Raw genomic sequence first — 16,249 nt, 5'->3', positions numbered from 1 at the left:
CGGCAGACGTGAGCGTTAGAATTTGAAGTCCGGACGCCCCACCAGGGACGCGTCTCTTCCACTATTTAGCGCGTACTTGCAGCTGGTTCACTCTGCGTGAAATCGCCGAACAAGTCCAGCTTGCGCCGGTTTAGCCGACGCAAATCTCCGCGTCGGATCGTGACGCTGTTTCGATCAAAGAATTCAAGAATTTGGATGGCCACCTTGCGGCCACTGTCCACACGGTCACGAAAGCGCGCCGCGATAAACCAGCCGCTGTCGAACTCCGCATCCATTACCGAAAGTATCGCGATCATCTCGGCAATCGTGCTTCGCTGAAAAAAGTGATCATGCGCAACTTCATGCACACGTCCCATCCGTCCGCCGAGTTTGAGAATGCGACGGATTTCTTCCTCTTTCTCATCAAGCAAACCGGCAATATCGCGCACGCGCGGCGGGCGAAAGCGCGCTTCGCCGCCAAGCATCGGCGCGATCCGCTCCCACAGTGCCGTGTCGGCGTCGCTCATGGTCACTTCATGATCGGTAAGACGAAGCCATGCGCCATCGAGCGTCACCCGTTGCGCGTCTGTTAGCGCGGCTATTGCCGCTCGGAAGGCGCTCGCAGGCAGACGTGGCTTCAAAAGCAGGCGCAGCCTTTCCACCCCCATACCAATCAGGTTGGGGTTCTCATCATGGAAATTGCCAAGCCGCTCCAGAATGTCGCTGCGCAACGCATTCCAGCGCTCTGGCAGCAGCAGCAATTGCGACTGGCCCTGCGGCAGAACCGTCGCATTGAGTGCCAGTGCCAGTGCGTGCGGCTCATCGGCCAAAGCGCGGTCACGCAGGAAAGCGGTTGCATCCAGATAAAACGGGTCGACGGACAACAGTGCCCGTGCCGCTTCTACCGGATCATCAATGGCATAAGCGTCAAGTTGCGCCACCCGCTCGGGGCTGCGGCGCTTGCGCTGCGGCGGGCGCAGGTCGAGAAAGCGACCGCCGCCGATTGTTCGCTGCGCGGAAACATCGCGAATGACAAAACGCTCACCTGACGCGGCTGCAATCGGGCGATCCAGCACCAGTTGCACGCGCGCTTGAGTGCCCGGCGCGAGGTCATTGTCCTGCAACAGCACGATGCGCGCACCCACTTCCGCCGATGCATGGTGCAGCCGCACCGGAAACCACTGGTCTATCGGCTTGCGTTCCGATGGCAGGATTGAAAGAGAGGTGTCGATGCGGTCTGTCGGCATGTGCAGTTCGGGCGACAACACCATGTCACCGCGGCTGACAGCCTCCTTGGAAATACCATCGCCTGCCAGATTGAGCGCGCAACGGTCGCCTGCCTGTGCAGTTTCGCTTGGCCGGTTCTGCGCATGGATTGTGCGCACGCGCACCTGCTTGCCCGAAGGGCTGATGGTCAGCTGATCGCCAATTCTGACAGTGCCGGAAAGGACCGTGCCAGTCACCACGGTCCCCGCGCCCTGAATGGTGAAGGAGCGGTCCACGGCGAGCCGAAAGCGTCCATCGGTGCGGCGGTGCGGGAAGTTGTAAGTCTCGCTTTCGAGGGCCGCTTTAAGCCGGTCCAGCCCTACGCCAGTGATGGTAGACACCTGCAATATGGCCGCATCGGCAAGCACGGTTGAGGCCAGCGCATTGCGGATATCCGTCTCCACCTCGACCAGACGAGCAGCGTCAACGAGATCGCTTTTCGTGATCACAACGATGCCGCGATTGATCCCGAGCAGACTGACGATAGCCAGATGCTCGCGTGTTTGCGGCATGATGCCATCGTCTGCCGCGACAACCAGCAGAACGAAGTCGATGCTGGCCGCACCTGCCAGCATGGTATGCACGAATTTTTCGTGCCCCGGCACATCGACGAAGCCGAGAATTTCCTGTTCGTTGCCTGTCAGGGGGAGATAGGCAAAGCCAAGATCGATGGAAATTCCGCGTGCTTTTTCTTCCTTGAGCCGGTCGGTGTCGACTTTCGTCAGCGCACGCACGAGGGACGTCTTACCGTGATCGATATGTCCCGCCGTGCCGATAATCATGGGCGGTGTTTCCCGCCAGCTCTTGCCTCGGCTGTCCGGCGTTCGTCATCATCCAGCTGATCGCGAGCTGCTTGCAGGAAGGAATCGGCAAGGGCGCTGCCTTCGGATCGGGCGCGCAACAAATGTTCGTAAGCCGCCAAAGCATCGCGCTCCACACCCATACCGAGATGCAATGCTGCGCCGAGCATTGCCTCGCCATCGGCATCACCAGCGCCTGCCGCCTTTCGCCACCAGAACACGGCCTGTGCTGGATCGCGCGGCACACCGACCGCGTTATGATAGATCATACCTAGCCGCGTCATGGCGGCGGCAACGCCGCCCTCGGCTGCCTTCTGAGCCCATTCGCGTGCTTCCACCGGGTTGGCAGCAACGGTGTCGCCTTCCAGCAGCATCCAGCTCAACATGTCCTGTGCTTGCGGGTCGCCCTGTTCGGCAGCCAGACGATAAAGCCTTGCCGCTTCCGAATAATCTGGGTCAATGTCCTCGCCCTTGAAGAGAAGTGAGGCGAGATTGCGCTGGCCGGAGGCGTCGCCAGCCTTAGCCGATAAGGCCAGCCATTGCTGTGCGAGATCGATGTTTCTTTCGACGCCCATGCCGCCTGCAAAACAGGCGCCGATATTGTTCTGGGCGCGCGCATTGCCCTTGCGCGCCAGCGGTTCCCATAGTGACAGAGCGGTGGCGTAGTCCCCCGATTTTGCGGCGACAAGCGCCTGTTCCAGTGACTGCGCGTCGCTGTCCTGTTTCGGCTTGCGGGAGAAAAGATCAGTGAGCCGCATAGGAAGCCAGATTCCTGACGAAGCGGCCTTCATCATCGAGGCAGCGCAGATCGAGAATGAAAGCACCTTTTTCAATGCGACCGATCACCGGCAGCGGCAATTGCCGTAGCGCGGTGGCCAAAGCGGTGAGCGCGGAGCCACTGCCGTCTTTCGGGACGATGGACAATCCGGCACTTGGAACGGTCGATAATGGCAAAGCACCGGAGCCAATCTGGCTGGCACAATCGGTTACGGTCACATCAAAGGCAGCGCCGAGCACTGTTTGCAGCTCAGGCTGCAATCGGATGGCTTGATTGGCGATGTCGCTTTTCGATCGCGCCAGATAGCGGAGTGTTGGCAGCTTTTCGGCCAGTCTTTCGGGGTTGCGATAGAGCTTCAGCGTTGCCTCCAGCGCGGCTAACCGGATTTTGTCGACGCGAAGAGCGCGTTTCATCGGATTTTTGTTGATGCGGGCGATCAGATCGCGCCGCCCGACGATGAACCCGGCTTGCGGTCCGCCCAGTAGCTTGTCGCCGGAGAAGGTGATGACATCGGCCCCTTCGGCAACGGCTTCGCGCACGGTCGGTTCATGCGCCAGACCGAAAGCCGTCAGATCGGCGAGTGTGCCGGACCCTAGGTCGTTGACCAGCGGTACGCCGCGAGACTTGGCGATTGCGGCAAGCTCTGTAGCCGATACCTCGCACGTAAACCCTTCAATGCGATAATTGGAAGTATGGACCTTCAATATCAGCCCGGTATCCGGCCCGATAGCACCTTCATAGTCACGTGGATGAGTGCGGTTTGTGGTGCCAATCTCCACCAGTCTGGTGCCTGCGCGGGTCATGATATCGGGCATGCGGAATGCACCGCCGATCTCGATCAGCTCGCCGCGTGAAACGACCGACTCCTTGCCTGCGGCAAGGCTATTCAGCACCAGCAGCACGGCAGCGGCATTGTTGTTGACGATGGTTGCGTCTTCCGCGCCAGTCAGTTCGCAGACGAGTGCGCGCAGATGATCATCGCGTTCACCGCGCGCGCCGGTTGAAAGATCGAACTCCAGCGAAACGGCTTCGCGCATGGCTGCCGTCGCAGCCTCGATTGCCGCTTCGGCCAGAATGGCGCGACCGAGATTGGTGTGCAGAACCGTTCCCGTCAGATTGAACAACGGGCGCAGGCTCGATTGCCCTGAGGCTTCAAGCAGATCAATGGCTCGTGTGGCAATCACTGCGCTGCTGGACGGCGCAGCGCCGGATTTCACGGCTTCGCGAACGTCGGTCAGGACCGTGCGGATGGCTTCGGTCAATGCCGGACGACCGAACCGTTCGAGCGTGGAGCCAAGTTCCCGCATTTGCAGAAGAGCATCGACGGAAGGCAATTGTCGCAGGTGAGACCGGGTCTGATCCATGGCCCCTCACAATCCTGCAAGCAGGGCGGCAAAGCCGCCGCGCCGATAGGGCGTTTCGCGCATCAACATATCGAGGCCGAGGCTTGCCACATCGTCGGTCATCGGGTCTGCATCAGAGGATTGCTGCTGGTAGATGATCTTGGTCCAGCTTCCGCATTCGTCACAGGTTTCCGCCTTGATGACACCGCCGCCGTCTTCGACCTCTTTATAGCCGACCCCTTTGGTAGAGCCGCAGCAGGTGCATTTGATGCGGACATAGTGCCAGAGCGTGTTGCAGACCGAGCAGGAACAAAAGCGTGCGCCATGCGCACCTTTCCAGCCAACGACGATTGAACTCGACGGCATGCTGCCGCAAGCGGGGCAGACCCCGTCTGCAACAGGCTTCACGGCTTTTGGATTGAGTGCGGATGCCAGCCGTGTGAAATGCAACTGGAGACCGGCCCAGATATAGATATGTTCGGCAATTGCATCCGGCGGCAGCATGCCGGTGAAGACCGCATCGATCATGCGGCGGCGCTCCGCAGCGCTGGCGGCAATCACCCGCTCCAAAGCATCGGCGGCATCCTGCGGTTTGGCGATATTGCGGGCGTGATCAAACAGCTTGTCGAAGATTGAATTCAGGGTGCCGTCCGATGCCGCCGCATCGCGGTCAATGCAGGGCATTTCCGGCAGTTGAGTGGTGTCTGATTGTGTCGCTGGACCTAGCTCGTTCTGAACGGCTGATTGAGCGTCGCTCAGATCGGCGACAAATTCGAGATAGGGTCTGAGCGGACTCACAGACCCCAACAGCCGCAGGCGCGTGGCTCTTCGGGAAAACAGGTCGTCAGGATCGGGCAATCGCACAAAGGGTGGAGACGATACCTCGCCAATCGCCGTTGGGTCCGGCGCCAGATCTGTCTTGCCTGCCATTCTACTCCCTCACGAACCCGCCGGGCCACGTGGACCACTGCAATCATATTTATTCTTGGTCGCTCGCCAGATTTTTCAACCCGGCGAGCGCAAAATTATGCAGCCGGTTTGCCGCTTGTTGGTTTGACCTTTCGCTTGGCGTTCAGCTCGCGCAGCCATTTGCGATGGTGGCGCCATGCCCAGCCGCCGGTCACCGTGCCGCGTGTCATGGCGCTGAATGTGCCTCTGATCCATATTGCGGCGTAGACATGCACGATCCAGACGCAGATGGCGACGACAGCGGCCATCGAGTGGACAAGTAGCGCCCAGCGCTGCTGGTTGATGCTGACGATGGAGCCGAAATATTCGTTCCAGATGGCGAGACCCGAAACGATCAGGATGATGATCAGCAGTGACATCGACCAGAAAACCAGCTTCTGCCCGGCATTATATTTGCCGACTTCGGGCAGTTTTTCCTCATCGCCCGCGATCACGTCATTAACCTGGCCGAGCCAGCGTGTGTCTTCGCGCTTCCAAAGATTGGCGCTCCAGAAACGCACGAATAGACCAAAGAAGCTGAAGAACAGCACCACGCCGATCCATGGATGGAGGGTGCGTGTCCATTGCCCGCCGCCAAAAAGACCGGACAGGAAAAACAGCCAGGGGTGGAACATGGCAAGTCCAGACAGCGCCAGCAGCACAAGGCTGATGGCGGTAATCCAGTGATTGATGCGCGCGCTGCCGGAATAGCGGTGTACCCGCACCGGCTTGCCCGGTTCTATGTCGTCGCTGGCGGAAACATCGTCAAAGTCGGTCTTGCTCATGAGCTTTTTTCTCCCGTGAGCTTTTCGGCCTCTTCCTCGTCATGTTCGGTCACGACGTTCGGACCTTTGATAATATAGTGCAGGAAGCCAGCGGTTGCGGCCAGTCCCATGACCGCCATGCCCGCATATTTGGATACGCCTTTCCAGACTTCGACAACCGGGCTGATGCGCGGGTTGTTCGGCAAGTTGGCGTAAATTTCCGGTTTGTCGGCGTGGTGCAGCACATACATGACGTGTGTGCCGCCGACTCCCGGCGGATCATAGAGCCCGGCGTTTTCAAAGCCGCGGGATTTCAGATCCTTAATGCGCCCATCGGCCCATTCCTTCATCTCGTCCTTGGTTCCATAGACGATGGCCTGGGTCGGGCATGCTTTTGCGCAGGCAGGGCCTTGTCCAACCGCAATGCGGTCGGAGCACAGCGTGCATTTATAGGCCTTGTGGGTCACTTCCGAGACACGGGGGATGTTGAACGGACAGCCCTTGATGCAATAGCCGCAGCCAATGCAGTTATCGTGGATGAAATCGACGATGCCGTTGGAATACTGCACGATGGCGCCCGGCGCCGGGCAGGCCTTGAGGCAGCCGGGGTCTTCACAATGCATGCAGCCATCCTTGCGGATCAGCCATTCCAGATTACCGGTATCGGGATTATCCCACTCGGTATAACGCATCAGCGTGAAGGTGTTCGGCGTCAGATCATGCGGGTTGTCATAGACCCCCACATTGATGCCGACCTCCTCATGCGTATCGTTCCATTCGGCACAGGCCGACTGGCACGCCTTGCAGCCAATGCATTTCGACACGTCGATCAGCTTGGCCACTTCGGTCTGGCGTTCGGCTGGCGGCGTCACGGATGACGCCGACCGTCGCATCAGATCATTGTCACCAAAGCGCGGGGCCTGTGGCTGGACGTTAGGATTGGGAACGGGTGGAAACATTCTTCAATCCCTTCTAAGCAACAGGCGCGCTGCTGCGCTCGATATTGACCAGAAACGCCTTGAATTCCGGCGTCTCGATGTTTGCGTCGCCGACAAACGGGGTCAGCGAATTCGGACCGAAGCCCTTGCGGGCAGCTCCCATGAAGCCCCAATGCAGTGGAATGCCCACCACATGCACCGTCTTGCCGTCGCAGATGAGCGGCTTGATGCGTTTGGTCACCACTGCCTTGGCCTTGACCGAGCCGCGCTTCGACCAGACGCGCACCCAGTCACCCTTGGCGATGCCCTTTTCCTTCGCCAGTTCTTCCGAAATTTCCACGAAGAATTCCGGCTGAAGCACGGCATTCACATGCACATGCTTGGTCCAGTAGTGGAAGTGTTCGGTCAGGCGATAGGAGGTTGCCGCATAAGGGAACTCCTCGGATGCCGTATCGGCGAACTGCTTGAAGTCGTTGTTGAAGACGCGGGCCACCGGATTGCCCCGAATATTCGGCGCAATCACATTGGCCAGCGGTGACTCAAACGGCTCGTAATGGGCCGGGAACGGACCGTCGCGCATCATGCCGCGGCAGAACAGGCGCGATGTGCCTTCTGCATTCATGATGAACGGCCCGACTTCATGCGGCTTGGCGGTCGGCGCAATGTCCGGCACGTCATAGCCTGTCCACTTCGTCCCATCCCATTCAATGAGCTTGCGGCTCGGATCCCACGCCTTGCCGTCAAGATCGGCGGAAGCACGGTTATAGAGGATGCGACGGTTGGCGGGCCATGCCCAGGACCAGTTCAGATAGGCGCCGGTCTCGTCGGGATCGTGATTGTCGCGACGGGCCATGTTGTTGCCCGCCTCGGTGAAGCAGCCGGAATAAACCCAGCAACCCGACGTTGTGGAGCCGTCATCGCGCAGCGCGGCAAAACCGGGCAGCAGTTTCCCTGCCTCCAGAACCACCTTGCTCGGGTCTGTCGGGTCCATCAGCGTGGTCAGCGCACGACCGTTCAGCTCCTGCGCCAGTTCTTCGGCGGTCGGTTCTTCCGGGTCCTTGTAATCCCAGACCAGATTGAGAATTGGATCAGGGAAGGGGCCGCCTTCCTTACTGTAAAGCGCCTTCAGCCGCATATAAATCTGCGCCATGATCCAGTTATCGGTCTTCGCCTCGCCGGGCGGTGTTGCTCCCGGCCAGTGCCATTGCAGCCAGCGGCCGGAATTGGTCAGCGAGCCTTCATCCTCTGCAAAGCAGGTGGATGGCAGCTGGAAGACCTCCGTTTGGATCGACGCCGTATCAACATCGTTATATTCGCCGTGATTTTCCCAGAAGCGCGATGTTTCCGTTTCGAGCGGGTCCATCGTGACGAGGAACTTCAGCTTCGACAGGGCCGCGGTCAGTTTGTTGCGGTTCGGTACCGCCATCAGCGGATTGAAGCCCTGACAGACATAGCCGTTGACCTTGCCATTGTTCATCATGTCGAAAATGCGCAACACGTCATAATTCGGCACGTCGAGCTTCGGCAGCCAGTCATAGGCGAAGTCGTTTTCCACGGTGGCTGCATTGCCCCACATGGATTTCTGGAAGCTTACGAAGAATTTCTTGTAGTTCTGCCAGTAACTCGTCTGGTTCGGACGCAGAGGCTTGAAGCTGCGCGTCGACATATAGGTGTCGAGGTCGATCTCTTTCTCCACCGGGATATTCATATAGCCCGGCAAAAGGTTGGACATCAGGCCGATATCGGTCAGCCCCTGAATATTGGAGTGGCCGCGCAGCGCATTCATGCCGCCGCCCCGCACCCCGATATTACCGAGGATCAGCTGAAGCATCGCCATGCCGCGAATGTTCTGCGCACCCTTGGAATGTTGCGTCCAGCCAAGCGCATACATGGATGTCATAGTCTTGGTGGGCGACGAGCATTCCCCGATCATCTCGGCCACTTTCAGGAATTTCTCCTTCGGTGTGCCACAGATGCGCTCGACCATTTCGGGCGTGTAGATGGAGGCATGCTGTTTCAGCAGGTTCCACACGCAACGCGGATGCTGCAACGTATCGTCCACGACGGCATAGCCATCGTCGCCGATCACATATTCCCAGCTCGAGCGATCATAATCGCGCTTCTCCTCGTCATAGCCGGTAAACAGCCCGTCCTTATATTCAAAGCCATCCTTGACGATGTAGCTGGCATTGGTGAAGTGCTTCACATATTCCCACTGCACGTGATCGTTCTGGATGCAATAGTTGATGACGCCGAGCAGGAAAGCGATATCCGACCCTTGACGGATTGGAGAGTAATAATCCGCCACCGATGCCGTGCGCGTGAAACGCGGATCGACGACGATCAGCCGGGCGCCGCGGTTGGCCTTGGCCTCCGTCACCCATTTGAAGCCGCACGGGTGCGCTTCCGCCGCATTGCCGCCCATGACGACGATGAGGTCAGTGTTCTTGATGTCTGTCCAGGCGTTGGTCATTGCGCCACGGCCAAATGATGGGGCGAGACTCGCCACCGTCGGGCCGTGTCAGACGCGAGCCTGATTATCGAATGCGACTATGCCTGCACTGCGCACCACCTTGTAGGTGAGAAACGCTGTTTCGTTGGTTGTTGCGGAAGCGGCGAGGAACCCCGTCGAGGTCCAGCGGTTGACGGTGACGCCCGCCTCATTCTTCGCGATGAAGTTTGCGTCGCGGTCATCCTTGAGGTGGCGCGCAATCCGATCCAGCGCATCGTCCCAGGATATGCGCTTGAACGCACCAGAACCGGGTTCACGCACCATCGGATATTGCAGGCGGGTATTCGCCTTGACGAAATCCTTGAGCGCCGCACCCTTCGGGCACAGCGTGCCGCGATTGGTCGGGTGATCCGTATCGCCTTCGACATGGATCAGGTCAGCCTTCTCGCCCTTGCGCACATCGCCCTTGGAATAAAGGATGATGCCACAGGCTACCGAGCAATAGGGGCAGGTATTCCGGGTTTCGGTCGTATTGGCCAGCTTGAAGGGGCGAATGGACTCGGCATAGGCGGTTTCCACCGCACCAAAGCCGAAAGAACCGAGCGCCGAAGCCGCTACCACCGCTCCCGTTCCGCCCAGAAACTGGCGGCGTGAGAGCTCCACATTCATAGCGCGATACCTCCCTGATGATCAGAACCGACGTGCCGGGATATAGTCGCAGGCACGTTGCCGGGCAGGCTTGACTTTCAAGTCGTTAGTTCAACGCAATAAATTGCAGTTGTCAACCGAAGCGAAGGTCGAAAAGTGTAACAACAAAGTGCATTTATAAATAACATGACTATCACAGTCAGGTATTAATACATGAATGTAATCTTTACGAACACTTTGTCTTGTTTGTTCGTTGATTGACGGACTTCTACAAACACGGCAGACTGCCCGTGTGACTTCTTCCGCTGCTCCCGAGTTTCGGGGCCTTGATCATGGATCATTCCTGGCCTGCGCTGACCGTTCCGGTCAGGCGCAACAGCAGCGCTTTCTCCGCAAAATCGCAAGAAACAAAGCTCATGGCTCCAAAAGGGGCTATTTAAGGGGATCGTCATGAATCGTCGGGAACTCCTGAAATCCGGTGCGGCCTGCGCCGCCCTTAGCGCCATGCCGGGCTTAACCTTGACGCCTGCCTTCGCTGCTGACGGCACCTTTGCGCCGCAGCCGTCGAACTGGCGCAGCTTCGAAATCAAGACCGTCGTCAATCCTACCGCGTCCAAGGATGTCATCCGGGCATGGGTGCCGTTGGCAGGGTTTCAGGCGGATGACTGGAACCGCCCGGAAGGCAATCGCTGGACGACCAACGCCAAGGTCGCCCAACTCGATCGCGATCCGCATAGCGGGGTAGGGCTTCTCTATCTCGAATGGGCGCCGGGCGAGGAAACGCCGTCAGCGGAAATCATCAGCCTCATCTCGACCCGGGACCGCGCGAGCAACCTTGAAGCACCGACAGCTGCAGCACCGCTGACGCAGATAGAACGCGCCAAGTATCTGGCCGGAACACGGCTGGCACCGGTGGATGGCATCGTTCGGGAAACCGCCGACAAGATCGTCGGCGATGCCACACGCGATCAGGACAAAGCGCGCCGCATCTATGATTGGGTTGTCGCTAACACCTATCGGCGTGCCTCCACACGCGGCTGCGGTGATGGCGATATCGTGGCCATGCTGAAAAGCGGTGATCTTGGCGGCAAATGCGCCGATCTCAACCCGCTTTTCGTGGCGCTGGTACGCTCAGCCGGCATACCCGCCCGCGATCTTTACGGGGTGCGGGTGGCACCGTCCGCCTTTGGTTACAAGAGCCTTGGCGCGAAGAACGAGGTCATCACCAAGTCGCAGCATTGCCGTGCTGAAATCTATCTCGACGGCGTTGGCTGGGTGGCGACCGATCCTGCCGATGTTCGAAAGGTCATGCTTGAAGAGGAGAAGGACGGGCTGACAACAGATGATCCGCGTGTCGTTGCTGTTCGTCAGAAGCTCTTCGGCGCGTGGGAAGGCAACTGGATCGCCTTCAATGACGGCAGTGACGTTGATCTGCCATCCGCGAAGGGTGGGGAGCTTGGCTTCCTGATGTACCCGCAAGCCGAAGTGGCCAGCACGCGTCTCGATTGCCTCGACGCGGATGCTTTCCGTTATAGCATGACGGCACGCGAAATCTCGATCTGATACGAAATAACATGCCGGGGCGGTTCCTGTTTGCACTCGCGAACGAACCGCTTTCGGCTCAGGAGGAATTATGGATATCGCATCGCCCATCCGTCTCAGCACGCTGGCGCATGGCGGCGGCTGCGGCTGCAAGCTGGCGCCTGCCGTGTTGCAAAATCTGCTCGCGGACCAGCCCGCTATTCAGCCTTTCAAGCAACTGCTTGTCGGCACTGAGACCGGCGACGATGCAGCGGTCTGGCAGCTGGATGACGAAAATTGCGTGATCGCTACGACGGATTTCTTCATGCCGATGGTGGACGATCCTGTCGATTTCGGGCGCATTGCTGCAACCAACGCCATATCCGATGTTTACGCTATGGGTGGAACGCCGATCATGGCGCTGGCGATCCTCGGCATGCCGGTGAACCAGATGCCTGCCGAAATGATCCGTGATATTCTGAAAGGCGGTTCCAGCATTTGCGCCGAAGCCGGTATTCCGGTGGCAGGTGGCCATTCCATCGATACGCCGGAGCCGATTTACGGGCTGGCGGTGATCGGCACATGCAAGCTCTCCAATCTGCGCAAGAACAGTGGAGCCAAGCCGGGCGACGTGCTCATTTTGACCAAGGGGCTTGGCGTCGGCATTTATTCCGCCGCTTTCAAGAAGCAGGTGCTCGACAGCGCCGGTTACGATGAGATGATGGCCTCCGTCACTCTGCTGAACCGTGTTGGCGCTGAACTAGGCAAGGATGAGGCCGTTCATGCCGTCACCGATGTGACAGGCTTCGGCATCCTCGGTCATGCGCTTGAAATGGCGCGAGGATCGAAGGTCGGCATCACACTTCGATACAGTGAACTTCCGCTTTTGGGTCAGGCTGCACGCCTTGCAGAGGAGGGCTTTATCACTGGCGCATCGACCCGCAACTGGGCGAGCTATGACGACGAAGTGCACCTTGCCGACGACACGCCGCTCTGGAAGCAGCAATTGCTGACTGACCCGCAAACCTCCGGTGGTCTGCTTGTTTCCTGTGCGCCAGATGCGGCAGAGCGTATTCTCGCAACAATCCACTCCGCGGGTTATCCGGCGGCGCGTGTCATCGGAGCGGTTGGTGAAGCACCGTCAGTGGTAACGGTGGTCGACTAAAGCCCTGATTGATTTGCCAGCAAAACTCGAGCATTTCTTGAGCGTCGCCCAAGCCTAAGGCATAGTGTTTTCAATTAAGACAGAGTCGCAACCCGCGATAGGGCGCCGCGATAAGGATTGAGCATGTATTGGGCGGATATTATTGGCATTCTGGCGGTCCTTCTTCTGGTGGCCGCCAACGGCTTCTTCGTTGCCGCTGAATTCTCACTGGTGGCTGTCCGCAAAAGTCGGGTGGCGGAACTCGTCGCCGCCAAGCGGACCAATGCTACGGCTCTTCAGCGCGCAGTGGATCATCTCGATGCCAATCTTGCGGCCACGCAGCTCGGTATCACCATTTCCTCGCTCGCGCTCGGCTGGATCGGTGAACCCGCCCTTGCGCATCTCATCGAACCGGCTTTGAGCGCGCTGCCGACGGAATGGGTGAGCTTCGGTTCGCATGCCATCGCAGTTGCGATTGCATTTATCATCATCACGGCACTGCATATTGTGCTGGGCGAACTTGCGCCCAAAAGCCTCGCCTTGCAGCGTAGCGAAGGCACGGCCCTGTTTGTGGTCCGTGCGCTCGGTGCTTTCACCTTTATATTCTGGCCCGCCATTTCCACACTCAACGCACTGGGAAATCTGGTGCTGCGGGTGTGCGGTTTGCAGCCGGGCAACGGGGAGGGATCGACGCATTCTCCGGAAGAGATCAAGCTGCTCGTCGCGGCCAGCCAGCAGGCTGGCCTGATCGAAATGACGCAGCGCGAGGTGGTGGCGCGTGCGCTGACCATCGGCGACCGTCGCGTGGGCGACATCATGACGCCACGGCGTGAGATCGACTGGGTCGATGCCGACGACACGCAGGAACAGATGCTCAAGACGGTCCGCGAATGTCGCCATGAACAATTGCTGGTCGCGCATCAAAGCATCGACGAACCCATCGGCATGGTTCTCAAGAAAGATCTGCTTGATCAGGTGCTCGATGGTCATGCGGTCAATCCGCTGAAGGCGATCCGGGAGCTTGTCGTGGTTCATGAGGCGACGCCGATTTTCCGCGTGCTTGAAATCTTCAAGAAAAGCCCGGTGCGGCTGGTCGTCGTCGTGGATGAATATGGCATCCTCGAAGGTATCGTCACCCAGTCGGACCTGCTTGAAGCCATTGCGGGCGATATACCGGATATTGACGACGAAGAGCCGGATATCGTGACACGCACGGACGGGTCGCTTCTGATCGACGGCTTGATGTCGGCCCATGAGGCCTTCCATCGTCTCGGTTTCACAGAAGTCCCGGAAGATCGCGGCTATCATACGATTGCCGGTTTTGCGCTACTGCAACTGGGCGACCTGCCTTCCGTTGGCGACAGTTTCGAATATGACAATTGGCGGTTTGAAATCGTCGATATGGACGGTCGGCGTATCGACAAGATTCTCGCGCAGAAATTATAGTTATGTTGGGGATGCCGCTCCGTCGAAAGGCGTAGCGGCTCCGCCTTATACGGTGATATGCCTCGCAGCTCTGTTTGTGCATTCTGCATGCATGAAGATAGAAGCTGAACAGCAACGTCAATTCTGGAACGACTGGAACGCGCAGACCCGCGAAAAGGAGCTGCACGAAATCTCGCGTCGGCAGGCGGAGATGGTCCTCGACAGTCTGGCGCGCACGGGCAGAACCGGGTTGAAAATCCTCGAAGTCGGCTGTGGTGCGGGGTGGCTCTGCCCAGAGCTGGCCCGGTTTGGCGACGTGGTGGGAACCGACCTTTCCGATGAGGTTTTGCAACGGGCGCAGGCGCGCTGGCCGGAAATCAAATTCGTGTCGGGCGATTTCTTCTCGCTGTCCTTCGAGCCGCAATCCTTCGACGTGATTGTTAGTCTGGAAGTGCTGTCGCATGTCGAGAACCAGCCCCATTTCATGGAGCGGCTGGCCGATCTGCTGGTTCCGGGCGGCATGTTGCTGCTCGCGACGCAAAACCGTCCCGTGCTGCAAAAACATTGCAGCGTTGCGCCGCCTGGTCCGGGACAGGTTCGCCGTTGGGTCGACCGGACAGAACTGGCCGGGCTGGCGTCGCCTTTTTTCAAGATAGAACAGTTGCGTTCCATCACGCCCATGGCGCAACGCGGCTACCGGCGTTTCCTGACATCGCAAAAACTCAACAATGCACTTGTGCCGGTGATGGGGCATCGCCTTCGCGATCTGCTGGAAGCCAATGACTGGGGCTGGACGCTGATGCTGAGAGCCACCAGACATCTGGCGGTATAAGAAGCGGCATCTTTTCGATTCAGTTTGAAAGATCCAGCCGACGGCTGAGGTGTAGGCTGACCTGCAGACGGGGGCAAACGCTTTGCTTGCGGCGGCGTAAGCAGACCCGCAGCAAAGGGATATCTAAGCGGGATATTCCCCGGTCGCTATTTTAAGGCCACACCGCGCATTCGACTTTTGCAGTGTGCCGCGAATACTTTATTGCCCGCAACAAATGATCGGGCTAGCATGGTCCCCATTACAACAACGGCAGGACAAACCTGTCGAAACAAATGGGGAAATAAGATTATGAAAATGGCACGCCTTGCCTTCGCCGGTGCACTTCTCGCAACTGTCACCGGTTTTCATGTTGCGCCTGCTGCGGCGCGCGATCTGACAGTTGTCTCCTGGGGCGGCAACTATCAGGATGCGCAACGAGAAATCTATTTCAAGCCGTTTTCGGAAAAAACCGGAAAGCCGCTGCTCGATGAATCCTGGGACGGCGGCTATGGCGTCATTCAGGCCAAGGTGAAGGCTGGCAAACCCAATTGGGACGTGGTGCAGGTGGAAGCCGAAGAACTAGCGCTTGGCTGTGCCGACGGTCTCTATGAAAAGATCGACTGGGCCAAGCTTGGCGGCAAGGACAAGTTTCTCGACAGCGCGGTCAATGATTGCGGCGTCGGCGCCATCGTCTGGTCAACGGCCATCGCCTATAATGGCGACAAGCTGAAGGATGGCCCCAAGTCCTGGGCGGATTTCTGGGATGTGAAGAAGTTTCCTGGCAAGCGCTCGTTGCGCAAGGGCGCAAAATACACGCTTGAATTCGCGCTGCTTGCAGACGGCGTCAAGAAGGACGAAGTCTATGACGTGCTGGGCACGCCGGGAGGCGTCGACCGTGCATTCAAGAAGCTCGATGAGCTGAAGCCGAATATCGTTTGGTGGGAAGCTGGCGCACAGCCGCTTCAACTGCTGGCATCCGACGAAGTCGTGATGGCTTCGGCCTATAATGGCCGTATCACGGGCATCAACCGCGCTGAAGGCAAGAATTTCAAGGTGGTATGGCCGGGCAGCATCTATGCCGTCGATAGCTGGGTTGTCCTCAAGGACGCCGAGAACAAGGACGCAGGCATGGATTTCATCGCTTTCACAAGCGAGCCTGAAAACCAGGTCAAGCTGCCGAAATTTGTCGCCTATGGTCTTCCGAACAAGGAAGCCGCCAGCAAAGTTCCGGCGGAATTCGCAGGCGATCTGCCAACCGCGGAAGCCAACATGACCGATGCCATTCCGCTCAATGTCGATTTCTGGATCGACAATTCGGAAGAGCTGACGAAGCGCTTCAACGCCTGGCTGGCGCAGTAAAAGGGTAGCCTGAAAAACGCCTATCGCCGTCCCGTCTGCCGTTAAAACAAATAGCTGGAGCGTTTCGTTAAAA

Annotated in this window: 12 protein-coding genes; 5 read left to right on the top strand and 7 right to left on the bottom strand. The window is 58.5% G+C overall.

What is annotated here, in order from left to right; all coding sequences use genetic code 11:
• Positions 1-65 precede the first annotated feature (65 nt).
• The 7 genes from selB to fdnG form a co-directional block, all read right to left on the bottom strand.
• Positions 66-2,027: a selenocysteine-specific translation elongation factor gene (gene selB / locus FHW00_RS08645; protein WP_078338328.1), complete on the bottom strand. Its 1,962-nt coding sequence runs from the start codon at positions 2,025-2,027 to the stop codon at positions 66-68.
• Complete coding sequence (locus FHW00_RS08640; protein WP_078338329.1) at positions 2,024-2,803, bottom strand: tetratricopeptide repeat protein; 780 nt, start codon at positions 2,801-2,803, stop codon at positions 2,024-2,026. The genes selB and FHW00_RS08640 overlap by 4 nt, the downstream gene beginning before the upstream one ends.
• Positions 2,790-4,187: an L-seryl-tRNA(Sec) selenium transferase gene (gene selA / locus FHW00_RS08635; protein WP_078338330.1), complete on the bottom strand. Its 1,398-nt coding sequence runs from the start codon at positions 4,185-4,187 to the stop codon at positions 2,790-2,792. Before selA ends, FHW00_RS08640 begins: the two co-directional genes overlap by 14 nt.
• 6 nt (positions 4,188-4,193) lie before the next feature.
• On the bottom strand, positions 4,194-5,096 hold the full coding sequence (fdhE, locus tag FHW00_RS08630) for a formate dehydrogenase accessory protein FdhE (protein WP_078338331.1): 903 nt from the start codon (positions 5,094-5,096) through the stop codon (positions 4,194-4,196).
• Between the two features lie 95 nt (positions 5,097-5,191).
• On the bottom strand, positions 5,192-5,899 hold the full coding sequence (locus FHW00_RS08625; RefSeq protein ID WP_078338332.1) for a formate dehydrogenase subunit gamma: 708 nt from the start codon (positions 5,897-5,899) through the stop codon (positions 5,192-5,194).
• Positions 5,896-6,837 (bottom strand): formate dehydrogenase subunit beta, encoded by a 942-nt coding sequence (gene fdxH / locus FHW00_RS08620; RefSeq protein WP_078338333.1) that lies wholly within the window; start codon positions 6,835-6,837, stop codon positions 5,896-5,898. The genes FHW00_RS08625 and fdxH overlap by 4 nt, the downstream gene beginning before the upstream one ends.
• 13 nt (positions 6,838-6,850) lie before the next feature.
• Positions 6,851-9,937, bottom strand: a complete 3,087-nt coding sequence (gene fdnG / locus FHW00_RS08615; RefSeq protein ID WP_078338334.1) for a formate dehydrogenase-N subunit alpha — start codon at positions 9,935-9,937, stop codon at positions 6,851-6,853.
• 429 nt (positions 9,938-10,366) lie between these two features.
• On the opposite strand from fdnG, the gene FHW00_RS08610 reads away from it, so the two are divergent.
• The 5 genes from FHW00_RS08610 (at position 10,367) to FHW00_RS08590 (ending at position 16,176) form a co-directional block, all read left to right on the top strand.
• Positions 10,367-11,479 (top strand): transglutaminase-like domain-containing protein, encoded by a 1,113-nt coding sequence (locus FHW00_RS08610; RefSeq protein ID WP_078338335.1) that lies wholly within the window; start codon positions 10,367-10,369, stop codon positions 11,477-11,479.
• Between the two features lie 70 nt (positions 11,480-11,549).
• Complete coding sequence (gene selD / locus FHW00_RS08605) at positions 11,550-12,602, top strand: selenide, water dikinase SelD (RefSeq protein WP_078338336.1); 1,053 nt, start codon at positions 11,550-11,552, stop codon at positions 12,600-12,602.
• Positions 12,603-12,725: 123 nt separating this feature from the next.
• The gene (locus FHW00_RS08600; protein WP_078338337.1) at positions 12,726-14,027 is read left to right on the top strand and encodes a hemolysin family protein; all 1,302 of its coding nucleotides are present in this window, start codon (positions 12,726-12,728) and stop codon (positions 14,025-14,027) included.
• Between the two features lie 91 nt (positions 14,028-14,118).
• Entirely contained in the window at positions 14,119-14,838 is a 720-nt protein-coding gene (locus tag FHW00_RS08595) for a class I SAM-dependent methyltransferase (RefSeq protein ID WP_078338338.1), read from the top strand.
• A 288-nt stretch (positions 14,839-15,126) separates the two neighbouring features.
• Positions 15,127-16,176: an ABC transporter substrate-binding protein gene (locus FHW00_RS08590; RefSeq protein ID WP_078338339.1), complete on the top strand. Its 1,050-nt coding sequence runs from the start codon at positions 15,127-15,129 to the stop codon at positions 16,174-16,176.
• The last annotated feature ends 73 nt before the right edge of the window (positions 16,177-16,249 follow it).

Source organism: Ochrobactrum sp. P6BSIII, from assembly GCF_014138065.1.
Lineage (GTDB): Bacteria > Pseudomonadota > Alphaproteobacteria > Rhizobiales > Rhizobiaceae > Brucella.
This window is presented reverse-complemented; position numbering and strand designations above follow the sequence as displayed.